Annotated in this window: 15 protein-coding genes and 1 tRNA gene; 11 read left to right on the top strand and 5 right to left on the bottom strand. The window is 66.6% G+C overall.

The genetic code is table 11. The features are described 5' to 3' along the window. Positions 1-65: 65 nt before the first annotated feature. From CA833_RS12295 to CA833_RS12280, 4 genes are all read left to right on the top strand, one after another. Positions 66-1,394 (top strand): DUF418 domain-containing protein, encoded by a 1,329-nt coding sequence (locus CA833_RS12295; protein ID WP_242526072.1) that lies wholly within the window; start codon positions 66-68, stop codon positions 1,392-1,394. Between the two features lie 85 nt (positions 1,395-1,479). Continuing rightward, positions 1,480-1,674: a bacterioferritin-associated ferredoxin gene (locus CA833_RS12290; RefSeq protein ID WP_142634923.1), complete on the top strand. Its 195-nt coding sequence runs from the start codon at positions 1,480-1,482 to the stop codon at positions 1,672-1,674. Positions 1,675-1,777: 103 nt separating this feature from the next. Next, on the top strand, positions 1,778-2,257 hold the full coding sequence (gene bfr, locus CA833_RS12285) for a bacterioferritin (protein ID WP_142634925.1): 480 nt from the start codon (positions 1,778-1,780) through the stop codon (positions 2,255-2,257). 25 nt (positions 2,258-2,282) lie between these two features. Then, positions 2,283-3,335: a nitronate monooxygenase family protein gene (locus CA833_RS12280; protein WP_207078185.1), complete on the top strand. Its 1,053-nt coding sequence runs from the start codon at positions 2,283-2,285 to the stop codon at positions 3,333-3,335. Here CA833_RS12280 and CA833_RS12275 read toward each other — a convergent pair. Then, the gene (locus tag CA833_RS12275; RefSeq protein ID WP_242526071.1) at positions 3,328-5,430 is read right to left on the bottom strand and encodes a S9 family peptidase; all 2,103 of its coding nucleotides are present in this window, start codon (positions 5,428-5,430) and stop codon (positions 3,328-3,330) included. The two genes, CA833_RS12280 and CA833_RS12275, sit on opposite strands and share 8 nt — an antisense overlap. A gap of 148 nt (positions 5,431-5,578) precedes the next feature. On the opposite strand from CA833_RS12275, the gene CA833_RS12270 reads away from it, so the two are divergent. After that, positions 5,579-6,736, top strand: a complete 1,158-nt coding sequence (locus CA833_RS12270) for an AI-2E family transporter (RefSeq protein ID WP_207078184.1) — start codon at positions 5,579-5,581, stop codon at positions 6,734-6,736. A gap of 99 nt (positions 6,737-6,835) precedes the next feature. Here the strand turns inward: CA833_RS12270 and der are convergent, their stop codons facing one another. Further along, positions 6,836-8,215 carry a ribosome biogenesis GTPase Der gene (der, locus tag CA833_RS12265; protein WP_142634931.1) on the bottom strand — a complete coding sequence of 460 codons (1,380 nt, stop codon included), beginning with the start codon at positions 8,213-8,215 and terminating at the stop codon, positions 6,836-6,838. Positions 8,216-8,404: 189 nt separating this feature from the next. Between der and CA833_RS12260 the strand changes: the two genes are divergently transcribed. Beyond that, complete coding sequence (locus tag CA833_RS12260) at positions 8,405-9,061, top strand: CHAP domain-containing protein (protein ID WP_242526070.1); 657 nt, start codon at positions 8,405-8,407, stop codon at positions 9,059-9,061. Positions 9,062-9,107: 46 nt separating this feature from the next. On the opposite strand, the gene CA833_RS12255 is transcribed toward CA833_RS12260, so the two are convergent. Beyond that, positions 9,108-9,395, bottom strand: a complete 288-nt coding sequence (locus CA833_RS12255; protein ID WP_207078182.1) for a DUF3297 family protein — start codon at positions 9,393-9,395, stop codon at positions 9,108-9,110. Between the two features lie 89 nt (positions 9,396-9,484). Between CA833_RS12255 and CA833_RS12250 the strand changes: the two genes are divergently transcribed. The 5 genes from CA833_RS12250 (at position 9,485) to CA833_RS12230 (ending at position 14,019) form a co-directional block, all read left to right on the top strand. Further along, positions 9,485-9,559 (top strand) — tRNA-Val (locus tag CA833_RS12250). A gap of 119 nt (positions 9,560-9,678) precedes the next feature. Next, positions 9,679-10,959: a serine--tRNA ligase gene (serS, locus tag CA833_RS12245; protein ID WP_142634936.1), complete on the top strand. Its 1,281-nt coding sequence runs from the start codon at positions 9,679-9,681 to the stop codon at positions 10,957-10,959. A gap of 97 nt (positions 10,960-11,056) precedes the next feature. Then, the gene (gene surE, locus CA833_RS12240) at positions 11,057-11,821 is read left to right on the top strand and encodes a 5'/3'-nucleotidase SurE (protein WP_142634938.1); all 765 of its coding nucleotides are present in this window, start codon (positions 11,057-11,059) and stop codon (positions 11,819-11,821) included. Further along, a complete protein-coding gene (locus tag CA833_RS12235; RefSeq protein WP_242526069.1) occupies positions 11,818-12,909 on the top strand; it encodes a LysM peptidoglycan-binding domain-containing M23 family metallopeptidase in 1,092 nt (363 codons plus the stop codon). Before surE ends, CA833_RS12235 begins: the two co-directional genes overlap by 4 nt. A 12-nt stretch (positions 12,910-12,921) precedes the next feature. After that, positions 12,922-14,019 (top strand): TrkA family potassium uptake protein, encoded by a 1,098-nt coding sequence (locus CA833_RS12230; RefSeq protein ID WP_142634940.1) that lies wholly within the window; start codon positions 12,922-12,924, stop codon positions 14,017-14,019. On the opposite strand, the gene CA833_RS12225 is transcribed toward CA833_RS12230, so the two are convergent. Both CA833_RS12225 and CA833_RS12220 read right to left on the bottom strand, forming a co-directional pair. Beyond that, on the bottom strand, positions 13,980-14,372 hold the full coding sequence (locus CA833_RS12225) for a DUF1761 domain-containing protein (protein WP_142634942.1): 393 nt from the start codon (positions 14,370-14,372) through the stop codon (positions 13,980-13,982). The genes CA833_RS12230 and CA833_RS12225 overlap by 40 nt on opposite strands. A 19-nt stretch (positions 14,373-14,391) precedes the next feature. After that, on the bottom strand, positions 14,392-14,916 hold the full coding sequence (locus CA833_RS12220) for a hypothetical protein (protein ID WP_207078181.1): 525 nt from the start codon (positions 14,914-14,916) through the stop codon (positions 14,392-14,394).

The following is a 14,916-nucleotide window of genomic DNA, read 5'->3' as shown; positions in this document are numbered from 1 at the left end:
ATCGGCGATATACCTTCCATCCCCGGGAGGCTTCCGCAGCGAGGCCCCCGAAGGGGATAGGGGCCATGCCGAAGGCGATGACGGGCGAACACGCCCGCGCAGTCCATCATGCCGTCGTGGGGGATCCGACGGCGGCGACAGCAAACAGCGGCGTCCCGCCCGGCGCGGAAGACCGGCTGGTAACGATCGACCTCATTCGCGGGCTGGCGGTACTCGGCATCCTGGCCATCAACATCTCCGGTTTTGCCGGACCGGCCGTCGGCGCCGCCTCCCCGCGGTTCGCCGGCTTCGCGACCCCTGCCGACGAGGCCGCCTACGCGGTCTCCTTCCTGTTCTTCGAAGGCAAGATGCGCGCGCTGTTCGCCATGCTGTTCGGTGCGGGGATCGCGCTTTACTGCGAACGCATGGATGCCGCCGGACGGGACGGCGACAGCCTGCAACTGCGCCGACTGGGCTGGCTCATGCTGCTCGGGCAATTGCATTACCTGCTGCTGTGGTGGGGCGACATCCTGTTCGTCTACGCCGCCTGCGGCATCGCCGTGCTGTTCGTGCGGCGCCTGCCCTGCCCGCTGCTGCTGGGCCTCGCCGCCGGCATCGCGCTCACCGCCCTGCTTGTCGACCTCTCCTGGTCGCTGCCGCTCGCCCGCGCCGAGGAAGCGGTGCGCCTCGGTACGGCAACCGTGGCGCAGCGCCAGGAGATCGCCGCCCATTACGCGCTCTATGCCGAGGGTGCGCAGGCACAGAGGGCGCTCTATGGATCGGGCTTCTGGGCCATCGCGCTTGCGAAACTGCAACACGACCCGTTCTGGCTCGTCACCATGACCCTGCATGCCTGGAGCGAAGTGCTGCCGCTGATGCTGGTCGGCGTGGTGATCCTGCGCCGCGGCATGGCCGGCGGCACCATGCCGCCACGGCGGATCGCGCGTTTCGGCGCGCTCTCCGTCGCCCTCGGCCTTGCTCTCACCGCCCTGGCACTCGGCTGGGTCTGGCCGCGCCACTTCCCGCCAATCGCCATGTACATGCTGCTCGGCAAGGGCCTGCTCATCCCGCACCTGCTGACCGCGCTCGGCTACGGAGCGCTGCTCATCGCCGCCGCCCCGGCCCTGCTCCCGACCGGCCCGGGGCAGCGACTGGTCGCCTGCGGCCGGGTTGCCTTCAGCAACTACATCGCCACCAGCCTGCTGATGGGCGCGCTGTTCTTCGGCTGGGGCTGCGGTCTTTACGGCAAGGTCGGCGCCGCGGAGCAGTGGCTGTTCGTGGGAATCGGCTGGGCGGCGATGCTCGGCTGGAGCCTGCCGTTCCTGCGCCATTTTCGCCGCGGACCGCTGGAACTCGTGTGGCGATCGCTGGTCGAAAAGCGCCTCCTGCCCAATCGGCGCCTTCTATCTAGCTGACATTTCTCGCGGATTTTCGGCGATTCAGAATGCTATTGCGATCCATTTGCAGTTGCATATGATGGGGCTCCAAGAGGATTCGCACATGTACGTTTGCATTTGTAACGCCATCAAGGAAACCGACCTGCGCACCGCCGCCCGTTGCTGCCGCGGCGATGCACATGCCCTCTACGCCGCCCTCGGTCGCAAGCCGCAGTGCGGGCAGTGCATCGAGGAAGCGGAAGACATCATCGCCGACGAAGTCTCCGCGCTCGACGCGCCGCTCAGCGCCGCCGCCTGACGGCACCGGCGCACCAAGTGGTTCCACTCGCGGGATTTCCGCGGGTTGCCTCGGCACTTGCGCGGGCCCATAATGCCGCCTGAAATTTTCAGGAGCATCCCCCATGAAGGGCGACCCGCAGGTCATCGACTTCCTCAACAAGGCTCTTTTCAATGAGCTGACCGCCATCAACCAGTACTGGCTGCATTACCGCATGCTCGACAACTGGGGCATCAAGAAGCTCGCCGAATACGAACGGCACGAATCGATCGACGAGATGAAGCACGCCGACGTGCTGGCCGACCGTATCCTCTATCTCGACGGTCTTCCCAACTTCCAGGCGCTGGGCAAGCTGCGCATCGGCGAAAGCGTCGAGGAAATCCTGAAGGCCGATCTCGCGCTCGAACATGACGCGATCCCGCTGCTGCGCGAAGCCATCGCCCACTGCGAAGCCGTGCGCGACTACGTCAGCCGCGAGATCTTTGCCCGCATCCTCGAAAGCGAGGAAGAGCACGTGGACTACCTCGAGAAGCAGTTCGACATGATCGAGCGCATGGGCATCCAGAACTACTGCCAGCTCCAGAGCAAGCCGGCGGAAGCCTGAACCTGACAAAGGCGCGCGGGCAGGCATGAACTTTCTCGCGCGCCTTGGCCTTGCCGTTCCGCTGATCCAGGCGCCGATGGCGGGCACTTCGACGCCGGCCCTTGCCGCGCAAGTCTGCAACGCCGGTGCGCTCGGTTCACTCGCGCTCGGCGCCATCGGCCCGGATGAGGCCCGCCGCCAGATCGCGGACCTCAAAAGCCGCACCGACCGGCCTTTCAACCTCAACCTTTTCGTGCACGAGACGCCGCAGGCCGATCCAGCAGGCGAACGGGCCTGGCTCGATGCCCTCGCCCCGCTGTTCCGCGAACACGGCGCCGAGCCGCCCGCCGCACTCGAGACGATCTACGACAGCTTTGCGGGCAATGCCGCCATGCTGGACGTCGTGCTACAGGCAAACCCCGCCGTCGTCAGCTTCCACTTCGGCCTGCCCGGACCCGAGGCCATCACCGCACTCAAGGCAGCGGGCTGCCTGCTGCTGGGCAGCGTCACCAGTCTGGCCGAGGCGGAAGTGTCGCTGGCGGCAGGGATCGACGTGCTGGTCGCGCAAGGGTGGGAAGCCGGCGGCCATCGCGGCATGTTCGATCCGGACGCGCGGGATGACCGGCTCGGCACCCTCGCGCTGACCCGGCTGCTGGCCGATTGGGGCAAGGTGCCGGTGATCGCGGCGGGCGGGATCATGGACGGCGCCGGTATCCGCGCCGCGCTGGACCTTGGCGCCGTGGCCGCGCAGCTTGGCACCGCCTTCATCGCCTGCAGCGAATCCAGCGCCGACGCCGCTTATCGCGCCCTGCTCGCCAGTGACGCGGCACGGCATACGACAATGACACGCGCCATATCGGGCCGCCCTGCCCGCTGCCTTGCCAACCGCTTTACCGCGTTCGGCGAAAGCCCCGGCATCCCGCCGGTCCCCGCCTATCCGCGCACTTATCTGGCCGGCAAGGCGCTCAATACCGCGGCCAAGGCCAGGGGGGAGCCGCTTTACGGCGCGCAATGGGCGGGACAGGGGGCGCCGCTGTCCCGGCCGATGCCGGCGGCGGAACTGGTCGCCCAGCTCGCCGCCGAACTTTCACTTACTTAGGGTCCGCAGCCGGAGCCACCTTGTCGGTCCGGTACTTGTCGAACCACGCCAGGATCGCCGAAGCCTTGGCAGCCGACTGCGAAGGCCGTGCGGCAATGCCGCCATGGCTTGCCCCCGGAACCTTCACCAGCGCCGTCGGCACACCGCGGATCTGCAGCGCGGCGTAATACTGCTCCGCCTCGCTGACCGGGGTGCGGTAGTCTTCCGATCCCACCACGACCATGGTCGGCGTCTTGACGTTGCCGACCAGGCTCAGCGGCGAGCGGCGCCAGTATTCCATCGGATCTTCCCAGGGCTTCTTGTCGAACCAGTAGCGCGAGGTGAAGACGGTCGCGTCCATCGTCAGTGCCTCGCTGATCCAGTTGATCACCGGCTTCTGGGTGACCGCCGCCTTGAAACGATCGGTCTTGCCGACGATCCACGCGGTCAGCACCCCGCCGCCCGAACCGCCAGTGACGAAGAGGTTGTCGGGATCGGCCACGCCATCGGCAATCGCCGCGTCGACGGCGGCCATGAGGTCATCATAGTCGGTGCCGGGATAGGCGCGGTCGATCAGGTTGGCGAACTCCTCGCCATAGGACGTGCTGCCGCGCGGATTGGTATAGAGCACCGCATAACCGTGCGCCGCGTAGAGCTGGTAATCGGTGGCGAAGCCCGGCGCATAAGCCGTGTTCGGCCCGCCATGGATCTCGAGGATCAGCGGCGCGCGCTGGCCCGGCGCAAGGCCCGGCGGCGTCACCAGCCATGCATCGATCGCGCGGCCATCGGGCGCGGTGACGGCCAGCTTGCGCACCGGCGCCATCGCCTTGTCCTGCATCCAGGTGCCGTTGAGGTCGGTCAGCTTGCGGCCCGCGCCGCCGGTATTGACCCAGAGGTCCGCCGGACGGCTGGTGGTGCCCGAGGTATAGGCGATGCGCCCATTGGCGGAGACCGAGAACTCGCCGCCGGTGTAGGGGCGGTCATAGCCCCGGCCCGGGCTCAGGCCCTCCACCGCATTGCGGATCGCACCGTCGAGGCCGATGCGCGCGACGTAGGTCTTCGCGTGATCGTCATACTGGGCGAGAATGGTCGCATTGCCCGACCAGGCGATCGAATCGATCGAATGGTCGAAGCTGCCGGTCAGGGCCTGCACGCCCGAACCGTCGATGTTCATCACGTAAAGCTCGGTGTTCTCGTAGGAACGGTTCACGTCGTCGAAGCCGAGATAGGCCACGTGCTTGCCGTCGGGCGAGACTTGCGGCGCGCTGTCCGGCCCCTTGCGCGTGGTGAGCGCCTTGACCGCACCACTCGCGAGATCGAGCGCATAGACCTCGGAATTGTTGATGTCGCGCTGCCAGTCGGCATTGCGATTACCCGAGAACAGGATGCGCTTGCCGTCGGGCGTCCACGAGAGCGGGCCCTGATCGTCGAAACTGCCGAACGTCAGCTGGCGCGGGGCGCCGCCATCGGCGGAGACGAGGAAAATGTGGTCGTAGCCGGGCTGCGCGTAGCCGCCGCCATCGGCGCGGTAGGTCACCCGGTCGATCACTTCGAGCGGCTCGGCCCATTTGGCGCCTTCAGGGCGGTTGGCGGGCGGCGAACCCAGCTTCAGCCCCTCGCCCGGCACCCGCATGGTATAGGCGATCTGGCGCCCGTCGGGCGACCACGAGACACTGCCTGGGCTGTCCGGCAGGTCGGTCACCCGCACTTTGGCGCCGCTATCCAGCCACAGCACGTAGAGCTGCGGCGCCCCGGTGCCGTCGCTCGACACAAAGGCCAGCCGCTTGCCGTCGGGAGACCAGACCGGCGAGAAATGGGCGCCCGCCCCCGTCACCAATGGGCGCTGGACGCCGCTCGCCACCTCGACCAGCCAGATCGAGGGAACCGCCTTGTCGACCATCACGTCGGCGCTGGAGCGCACATAGGCGATGCGGCTGCCATCGGGCGAGATCTGCGGGTCGGTGACGCCGGAAAGCTTGAACAGGTCGTCAGGCGTGAAGGCGCGCTCGGGCCCCGGCGCCTCGGCCTCGACGGGTGCAAGCGGAATGACGCTGCAGCCAAGGGCCAGCGTTGCCAGGCGAAGAGCAAAAGGGATGCGGGCAAATGGGATGCGCACGGCGGACAGACTCCGGATTATCTTTTGGGAACAGGCGAAAGCCCATTTGCCCCGCCCGCTGACGGCCTGTGTCGCCCAGCAATCCGAAAAAATCCACCCTGCATCCGATGACCACTGGCGCAATCTGAAATCGTGCTAAGACAGCAGCATGGAAAGTCCTCGCCCGCAGCCCCCCTACCGCCTCGAAGACTACGGCTTCGCTTTTCTCGTCGTCATCGTCTCGGCCGCCTTCGCCTGGTTACTGACGCCTTACTTCGGCGCCGTGCTCTGGGGAGTTGTCGCCGCGATCCTGTTCGAGCCGCTGACCTTCAGGCTCTCCCGGAAGATGGGCGGCAAGCCCAGTACAGCCGCGGGACTGGTGCTGCTGGGACTGCTGGCGGTGTTCATCATCCCGGCCATCCTGCTTGGCGTCAGCCTCGTCCAGGAAGTGACGATGATCTACGACAAGGTGTCGACCGGACAGCTCGATATCGGCCACATGGTCGCCAAGCTGCGCGGCTCGATCCCCGATTCGGTCGAGGGCCTGGTCGAACGTTACGGCCTCGCCGATTTCGAATCGCTGCGCCGCCAGTTCGGCTCGGGCATCGCCAGCGGCCTGCAGGGCCTCGCCACCCGCCTCGTCTCTGCCGGACAGGGTGCGCTGAGTTTCCTCGCGGCGCTGGGCGTGATGCTGTACCTCACCTTCTTCCTGCTGCGCGACGGGCGCCATTACGGCGAGATGATCCGCGACGCCCTGCCGCTGCGTCCGCACTTGCGCGACCGGCTGATCCTGAACTTCCTCGTGGTCGTGCGCGCAACGATGAAGGGCACGGTGGTGGTCGCCGTGCTGCAGGGACTGGTCGGCGGGATCATCTTCTCGCTGCTCGGCATCCCCGGCTCGCTGCTCTGGGGCGTGATGATGGGCTTCTTCTCGCTGCTGCCGGCCGTGGGCACCGGGCTCGTGTGGGTTCCGATGGCGATCTATCTGCTGGCGACCGGGCAGGTCTGGCAGGGCTCGATCCTCGCGTTCTGCGGCATGTTCGTGATCGGCATGATCGACAACCTGCTGCGCCCGGTACTGGTCGGCCGCGACACCCGCCTGCCCGACTTCGTGGTCCTGATCGCCACCCTTGCCGGCCTGCAACTGTTCGGCCTCAACGGCTTCATCATCGGCCCGGTGATCGCGGCCCTGTTCATCTCGGTGTGGAACCTGATGCGCGAGATGCGCAGCAGCGACGGCCTGATCGAACCCGACGCCATCGATCTGGCCGACGAGGCGACCGAGCAGGACGACGCCCGGACAGAAGCCCTAGCACACCCCTCCTGATCACAAGCCACGACAAAAAAGGCCCGCTTCCGCGATCTTTGCGGAAGCGGGCCTTTTTTCATGCCGGAAGCCCGGTCAGGGACGTCGCGGCAGGACGCGCTACTTCTTGTCGAAGGGGTTCTTCGGCATGCGCAAGTTGAGGCGGATCGGCACGGCTTCGAAACCGAGTTCGCGGCGCATTCCGTTGATCAGATAGCGGCGATAGCTCTCGGGCAGCAAGTCGAGACGGGTGCCGAACAGCACGAAGCCCGGCGGACGGGTCTTGGCCTGGGTGATGTAGCGCAGCTTGATGCGCTTGCCGCCCGGCGCCGGCGGCGGATTGGCCGAAAGCGCATCGTCGAACCAGCGGTTGAGCGCGGCGGTCGGCACGCGCTTGCTCCAGGCTTCGCGGATCGAGAAGCCGGTGGCGATCAACTCGTCGATACCCTTGCCGGTACGGGCCGACACGGCGAGCAGCGGCACCCCGCGCACTTGCGCCAGACCATCGTCAAGCGCCCCGCGAATGCCGTTGAACAGGGCCGATGCCCCTTCGGCCACGTCCCACTTGTTGATCGCGATGATCAGCGCACGGCCTTCTTCCAGCACCTTGGAGGCGATCGTGAGATCCTGATGCTCCAGCCCGCGCGTGGCGTCGAGCAGCAGCACGACCACTTCGGCAAAGTCGATGGCATGACGCGCATCGGCCACGGCCAGGCGCTCCAGCTTCTCGGTCACGTTGGCGCGCTTGCGCATGCCGGCAGTGTCGATCAGGCTGACCTGCCGCACTTCCTGCGTCTTGGGATCGGTCCATTCCCAGTCGACCGTGATGGAATCGCGCGTAATGCCCGCTTCCGGCCCCGTCAGCAGGCGGTCTTCACCGAGGATGCGGTTGATGAGCGTAGACTTGCCCGCGTTCGGACGGCCGACGATGGCCAGCTTGAGCGGACGGCGCAGCAGGGCTTCGTCGTCCTCTTCCTCGGGGAACTCCGGCTCTTCGGGCTGGAGGGGCTCGAGATGCGGCAGCAGCGATTCGAACAGGTCGGCAATGCCCACGCCGTGCTCGGCCGAGAAGGTGATCGGCTCGCCAAGACCCAGCGAGTAGGCTTCCAGCACGCCGCTTTCGCCCGCACGGCCCTCGGCCTTGTTGGCAAGCACCACGACCGGCACCTGCGAGGCGCGCAGCCACTGGCCGATCTCTTCGTCGAGCGGGGTCAATCCCGCGCGCGCATCGACCACGAAGAGCGCGACGTCGGCTGTTTCCAGCGCCGCTTCGGTCTGCTTGCGCATGCGGCCGGGCAGCGTTTCGTCTTCGTCATCCTCCCAGCCGGCAGTGTCGACGATCTGGAACTTGAGCCCCAGCAGTTCGGCATCGCCGAAGCGACGGTCGCGCGTGACGCCCGGCTGATCGTCGACAAGCGCAAGCTTTTTGCCGACGAGCCGGTTGAACAACGTGGACTTGCCGACGTTGGGTCGGCCGATGATGATCACCTGGGGAAGCATAATAGAACTCGATAAAGGATTCGCGCCGATAGGGGAATTTGCCGCAAATGGAAATGACCCTGCAAAAAAGCACGGATTTCTGGGATTTCGGCCCGCAAATAGTTACCGCGCCGTTAACCACATAACTCAGGAAGCTCCTAACCCTGCTCCCCGAACATGGCAAACATGAAGGGTTACCGCAGATTCATCATGCTGGGCCTCGCTCTCGCAGCGGCCGCGCCAGCCATCGATCCGGCCGCGGCGAGCGGCGTCATCGACGATTCCATGGCCGGCGTCGATGGCGGCACCGATGCCGCCAAGGGCCCCGGCTATCTCGAATGCGTGCCTTATGCGCGCCAGACTTCGGGCATCCGCATCTTCGGCGATGCCCATACCTGGTGGCAGCAGGCGCGCGGACGCTACGCGACCGGCCACACGCCGCGCGTCGGTGCGGTCATGGCCATGCAGCCTTACGCCAATTCCGAACTCGGCCATGTCGCGACGGTCAGCCGGGTGGTCGATTCGCGCACCATCCTCGTCAGCCACGCCAACTGGTCACCGATCAACGGGCGGCGCGGACAAGTCGAACGCAACGTCACCGTGCTCGACGTCTCGCCGGAAAACGACTGGAGCGAAGTGCGCGTCTGGTATGCGCCGATCCACAACCTGGGCACGACCCACTGGCCGGTTTCGGGCTTCATCTACAATGCCAAGCCGGGCACCGTGAAGGATCTCGGCGCGGCCCGGCTCGCGGCGACCTCGGCCTCGGCCTCGGCCTACCCCGAATCGCAGACCCCGCCGCTGCCCGCAAAGAAAAAGGGCCGCCATGGCGACCCCATCGGCGCCATCATCGCCGGTACGTATTGATCGGAAAGACGGGCCGCCTCGCAGCGGCCCGTCTTGCATTAAAGCTTCAGAGCTTGGCGACCGGCGCGTCCTCGCCAAGGTCCTCATACCAGGCCTCGACCGGCCCCATGAGCTTCACCGTCAGCGGATTGCCCTTGCGGTCCAGCGTCTTGCCGGCCTGCACGCGGACCCAGCCTTCGGAAATGCAATATTCCTCGACATTGGTGCGCACGGTGCCCTTGAAGCGGATGCCAACGCCGCGCTTCAGCTTGTCCTCGTCGAAGAACGGGCTCTTCGGGTTGATGGCGAGGTGATCGGGGGGCACGTCAGCGCCGGTTTTGCTCTCTTCGGTCATGCCACGCGATTTAATTGCAGATGACCGCTTGTCAATTCGATCCGACTCATCTAGAGGCGCGCTTCCCCGACGGACACGGTCCTTTCGGCGGGCGCGTAGCTCAGTGGTAGAGCACACCCTTCACACGGGTGGGGTCGCAGGTTCAATCCCTGCCGCGCCCACCATTCCTCCTCAGGAATGGCCGAAGCAGGCGGACATTTTCCCCAAGAACACTGATCGACAACGGCTGAAACCGGCTGCCGCAATCTTGCGCGCCTTGGCCTGAGGCGGCATAGCCCGCGCCATGCATGACATCCGCCTGATCCGCGAGAATCCCGAAGGGTTCGACGCCGGCCTCGCCCGCCGTGGGGTTGCCCCCGTGGCCGCTGACATCCTCGCCCTCGACGAGCAGCGCCGCTCGGTCGCGACGCGCATGCAGGAAGGGCAAAATCGCCGCAACGAAGCCTCCAAGGCGATCGGCAAGGCCATGGGCCAGGGCGACACCGCCACGGCCGACGCGCTGAAGGCCGAAGTGGCACAACTCAAGGACGTCCTCCCCACCCTCGAAGCCGAGGAAAAGGACCTCACCGCCCAGCTTCAGAGCGTGCTGGCCAGCCTGCCCAACATCCCCGTCGCCGAAGTGCCGGAAGGCGCGGACGAGACCGAGAACCTCGAAGTCGCCAAGTGGGGCACGCCCGGCACGTTCGCGTTCCAGCCCAGGGAACATGCCGACCTCGGCCCCGCGCTCGGCCTCGATTTCGAGACCGGCGCCAAGCTTTCCGGCGCGCGCTTCACGTTCCTCAAGGGCCAGATGGCCCGCCTGCACCGCGCCCTCGCGCAGTTCATGCTGGACACCCAGACCGCCACCAACGGCTACATGGAATGCAACGTCCCGCTGCTGGTGAAGGACGAGGCGGTGTTCGGCACCGGCCAGCTTCCCAAGTTCGCGGAAGACCTTTTCAAAACCACGGACGGCCGCTGGCTGATCCCGACCGCCGAAGTCTCGCTGACCAACGCCGTGCAGGACGAGATCGTCGACGCTCAAACCCTGCCGCTGCGCATGACCGCCCTCACCCCCTGCTTCCGCTCCGAAGCGGGCTCGGCGGGTCGCGATACGCGCGGGTTCATCCGCCAGCACCAGTTCGAGAAGGTCGAACTCGTCACCGTCTGCCAGCCCGACCAGTCGCAGGCCGAGCACGAGAAGATGGTCGCTGCCGCCGAGGGCATCCTGCAGGCGCTCGAACTGCCCTACCGCAAGGTGCTGCTGTGCTCGGGCGACATGGGCTTCACCGCCAACAAGACCTTCGACCTCGAAGTCTGGCTGCCGGGTCAGGGCGCCTACCGCGAGATCAGTTCGGTTTCGAACTGCGGCGACTTCCAGGCCCGCCGCATGAACGCGCGCTTCAAGCCCGAAGGCTCGAAAAAGACCGAGTTCCTGCACACCCTCAACGGCTCGGGCCTCGCGGTCGGCCGCACCCTCGTCGCCGTGCTGGAGAACTACCAGCAGGAAGACGGCTCGGTGCTGGTGCCCGAGGCGCTGAAGCCCTGGATGGGCGGGATCGAGAAGCTGGAACCCCGGTTCTGATCGCCTGCCGATTGCGTTCCGAGGGGGCTTGGACAGGCTCAGCCTGAGCTTGTCGACGGATAAGCGGGTCAACGCCCGGCCAAGTTAGAGAGACATCATGCGCATCCTGCTTACCAACGACGACGGCATCAACGCCCCCGGCCTCTACGTCCTCGAAAAGATCGCCGCGCAGCTTTCGGACGATATCTGGATCTGCGCGCCGAGCGAGGAACAGTCGGGCGCGGGCCACTCGCTGACGCTGACCCGCCCGGTGCGGATGCGCGAACATGCGCCCAAGCGCTTCTCGGTGACCGGCACGCCCACCGATTCGGTGACCATGGGCCTCAGGAAGGCCCTGCCCGGACCGCCGGACCTGATCCTCTCGGGCGTCAATCGCGGCGCCAATCTTGGCGATGACGTGACCTATTCGGGCACCGTGTCCGCCGCGATGGAGGGCGCACTGGCGGGCATCCGCTCGATCGCGCTGAGCCAGGTCTATGCCGGGGAAGGCCTTGGCAACAACGTCAGCTTCTCGGCTGCCGAGGAATGGGGCGCCAAAGTGCTCAGGCCCCTGCTCGACGCGCCCTTCGCGCCGCGCACGCTGATCAACGTGAACTTCCCGCCGCTCGCGGCTGCCGACGTGAAGGGCATTCGCGTGGTCCGCCAAGGCTTTCACGACTATGCGCGCGGCTCGGTGGTCGAAGGCATGGACCCGCGCGGTTTCCCCTACTTCTGGTTCGGCCTTCACGGCATCGAGCATACCCTCGGCCACAACACCGACCTCGAAGCGATTGCCGAAGGTTACATCGCGGTGACCCCGCTCCAGCTCGACCTCACCCACGACGCCTCGCTGGCGCAGATCGCGAGCCGTTACCAGGCATGATGCGCCGCGCGCTCCCCTCCTCGTTCCTGGTCCTTGCGGCACTGGTCCTGCCCGGCGCGCCCGTGCTGGCGTCGACGAAGGACGAAAGCGTCCATGTCGTCGAACAGGGGGAGACGCTGAACGGTATCGCCAACCGCGCGGGCGTGGCCGCCTCGGCCATCGTCAAGGCCAACGGGCTCAAGGCCCCCTACGTGGTGAAAGTCGGCCAGAAGCTGACCATTCCCCGCGCAGCGGCCCCTGCCCCCGCACCCACGGCAAAGCCGCGCCCGGCGCCAACAGCAACGAGCCGGACTGCCGCCAGCGCGCAGGCGGTTGCCAGCAAGGCCGCCGCCGTCAGCGCCGAAACCGAGGAAGTCCACGCGGTCGCCCCCGGCGAAACCCTCGGCGGCATCGCCCAGCGCGCCGGTGTCGCCCGCGTGCTCATCATCGAGGCGAACGGCCTGCAACCACCCTACGCCGTACGCGCCGGCCAGAAGCTCAAGATCCCGCGCACGCGCCGCCACACCGTGAAGGCCGGTGACACCGGCTTTTCGATCTCGCTGAAATATGCCGTGCCGTGGGAACAGATCGCGCTTGCCAACGGGCTCGACGCCGCAGCGCCGGTCAAGACGGGACAGTCGCTGCTGATCCCGACGCTGGTCGATGCCAGGGCTGGCCCCGCTAGCACGCCTGCGGCAGCGGCCCAGCCCGTGAAAACGGCCCAACCCGCCGCCGTGCGTTTCCTCTGGCCGGTGACCGGCGAAGTGCGCCGCAAGTTCGCCGCGAGCGGCAATCCCCATGACGGCATCGACATCAAGGCCCCACAGGGCACCATGGTGCGCGCAGCCGCCGCCGGCACCGTGAAGTTTGCGGGCGCCGAGAAGGAGCAGTTCGGCAACCTCGTCGTATTGGATCACGGCAACGGCTGGTTCACCGCCTATGGTTTCCTCAGCCGCGTCACCGTGAAGGAAGGCGCCAAGGTCGCCGCCGGCGAGCGAGTCGGCCTCGTCGGCAGCACCGGTCTTGCCAAGGGTGACGAACTGCACTTCGAAGTGCGCCAGGACGGCAAACCCGTCGATCCGCTGGACGCCTTGCCCAAGGCCCCGTAAGTTCCTCGCCGCATGTCGAAACGGCGCCCTGCCTCCCCTTCGTTCAAGCCGCTGCGCCGGGCGCTCGCGGTGCCGGTCTGGGCCGACCTCGCGCTGCGGCTGGGCGGCGCGTTTTTCCTGATCTTCATCGTCATCATGGTCCACTGGACCGACCGCGCGGGCCTCAAGGACACGCATGACGGGGTGATCAGCTTCCTCGACGTCGTCTATTTCACGATGATCTCGATCACCACGACCGGCTTTGGCGACATCGCCCCGGTGAGCGACCGCGCCCGCCTGATCGAGGCGGTGCTGGTCACGCCGATCCGCCTTGCGGTGATCACCATTTTCGTGGGCACCGCCTACAATTTCATCATCAAGCGAAGCTGGGAGACCTGGCGGATGAAGCGCATCCAGGAACGGCTCGAAGGCCATATTGTCGTCCTCGGCTTCGGGGTCAGCGGCTCGGAAGCGGTCAAGGAACTCATCGAGCGGGGCACCGAGGCATCGCGGATCGTTGTCGTCGACCCCGATCAGGCACGGCTTGCACGGGCCGAAGAACTCGGTTGCAATGTCCTGCAAGGCGACGCCTCGCGCGACGAGATCCAGAACGCGGTGCGTGTCGGCACGGCCCAGTCGGTGCTGGTTTCGGCCGGGCGCGACGATACGTCCGTGCTGATCGTGCTGACCGCGCGCCATCTGGCACCGCGCGTGCCGATCACCGTCGTCATCCGCGCCGACGACAACGAGCTGCTGGCCCGCCAGGCAGGCGCCAACAACGTCATCAACCCGGTGCGCTTCACCGGACTGCTGCTGGCAGGCTCGGCGGAAGGGCAGCACGTGGCCGAATACATGTCCGACCTCGCCTCGGTGGCCGGGCGCGTGCAACTGGTGGAGCGTGCGGTCGAACCGTCCGAAGTCGGCGGCACGCTGGACCAGCTCGTCACCGGCGGGCGCGGCCTGCGCATCTATCGCGGCGCGCGCACGATCGGCTTCTGGGAGGACGAGGCTAAGGTCCTACAGACCGGCGACGTGGTGGTGGAAATCGCCCCCACCCGGCCGTCGCAGGCAGACTCGTCCGGAACGGATCGTCAGGACAGCGCCCAGAACACCAGTCCCATGGCAAGGTAGGCCGTCAGCCAGAACAGGCAATCCATCACCCGCCGCAGCGGCTCCATGCGATTACGCACATGGGTCAGCCAGACCGCAGGGATGACAAAGGCGATGGCGACGCCGCCGGTCTGCATGAAATAGAGCCAGGGCTTCACCGCCAGCGTCTCCGCGCCGATCCGCGCGAAGTTGTGGCCGAGCATGATCGAGCTGATCAGGAACACGAAGCACACGAGCCCGTAATTGCCCGCCAGTGTCGACTTGCCGGGCGAGAGGCGGCGTCCATCCTGGAACGGCGGGCCGTTCCAGACAAATCCCACCACGACAGCCAGCGCCGCCGCGAGGACCACAGCCAGCCAATTTACCGGACCCATTGCAATTCCCTTTCGTCCATCAGGCCGCTTCCGGCCAATCGAGCCGCGCGACAAAACCTTCGCCGCCATCGATCCAGTCGCAGGCGAACGCGGCAATGGCATCGCGCACCCGGCCCAGCGCATCCCGTTGCGCCGTGGTCTGCAATGACGGCGGTAACGGCACGAAGGAACTCTCGCAAGCGGTCCGCGCCATGGCCATCAGCGCCTCGTCGTCGCAGCCGCCCGACCACAGGTCCGCCTCGAAACACTCGACCAGACGTTCGGCCTGAAGCAGCTCCACGATCTGCGCATCAGGCTCGCGCGCCCGCGCGGCGCTGGCGTGGCCGCCTGCCTTGGCGAGTTCGGCCAGTTCTTCGGGATGGCGCCCCTCGGCCACCAGTCCCCAGAAGCCGCGTGCGAATCCCAGTCCCTGCTCGACGAAGAAATGAACGGCATCATGCGGCACCGGCCCCTTCTTCGGGAACGTGGTTTCGATGACCTCGCCCGAGGCACGGCGGATCGCGATATGGTCGCCCGCAAGGCCCTTGGTGATCGTGATTTCCAT

It is taken from the genome of Novosphingobium sp. KA1, assembly GCF_017309955.1.
Taxonomy (GTDB): domain Bacteria; phylum Pseudomonadota; class Alphaproteobacteria; order Sphingomonadales; family Sphingomonadaceae; genus Novosphingobium.
This window is presented reverse-complemented; position numbering and strand designations above follow the sequence as displayed.

Excerpts from the sequence above, each read along its gene's own strand:
- CA833_RS12225 (WP_142634942.1), bottom strand. The coding sequence starts at position 14,372 with ATGGGTCCGGTAAATTGGCTGGCTGTGGTCCTCGCGGCGGCGCTGGCT.
- CA833_RS12230 (WP_142634940.1), top strand. The coding sequence starts at position 12,922 with ATGTCGAAACGGCGCCCTGCCTCCCCTTCGTTCAAGCCGCTGCGCCGG.
- CA833_RS12295 (WP_242526072.1), top strand. The coding sequence starts at position 66 with ATGCCGAAGGCGATGACGGGCGAACACGCCCGCGCAGTCCATCATGCC.
- CA833_RS12255 (WP_207078182.1), bottom strand. The coding sequence starts at position 9,395 with ATGACCGAAGAGAGCAAAACCGGCGCTGACGTGCCCCCCGATCACCTC.
- der (WP_142634931.1), bottom strand. The coding sequence starts at position 8,215 with ATGCTTCCCCAGGTGATCATCATCGGCCGACCCAACGTCGGCAAGTCC.
- CA833_RS12270 (WP_207078184.1), top strand. The coding sequence starts at position 5,579 with ATGGAAAGTCCTCGCCCGCAGCCCCCCTACCGCCTCGAAGACTACGGC.
- CA833_RS12220 (WP_207078181.1), bottom strand. The coding sequence starts at position 14,916 with ATGGAAATCACGATCACCAAGGGCCTTGCGGGCGACCATATCGCGATC.
- CA833_RS12235 (WP_242526069.1), top strand. The coding sequence starts at position 11,818 with ATGATGCGCCGCGCGCTCCCCTCCTCGTTCCTGGTCCTTGCGGCACTG.
- CA833_RS12290 (WP_142634923.1), top strand. The coding sequence starts at position 1,480 with ATGTACGTTTGCATTTGTAACGCCATCAAGGAAACCGACCTGCGCACC.
- bfr (WP_142634925.1), top strand. The coding sequence starts at position 1,778 with ATGAAGGGCGACCCGCAGGTCATCGACTTCCTCAACAAGGCTCTTTTC.
- surE (WP_142634938.1), top strand. The coding sequence starts at position 11,057 with ATGCGCATCCTGCTTACCAACGACGACGGCATCAACGCCCCCGGCCTC.
- CA833_RS12260 (WP_242526070.1), top strand. The coding sequence starts at position 8,405 with ATGCTGGGCCTCGCTCTCGCAGCGGCCGCGCCAGCCATCGATCCGGCC.
- CA833_RS12280 (WP_207078185.1), top strand. The coding sequence starts at position 2,283 with ATGAACTTTCTCGCGCGCCTTGGCCTTGCCGTTCCGCTGATCCAGGCG.
- serS (WP_142634936.1), top strand. The coding sequence starts at position 9,679 with ATGCATGACATCCGCCTGATCCGCGAGAATCCCGAAGGGTTCGACGCC.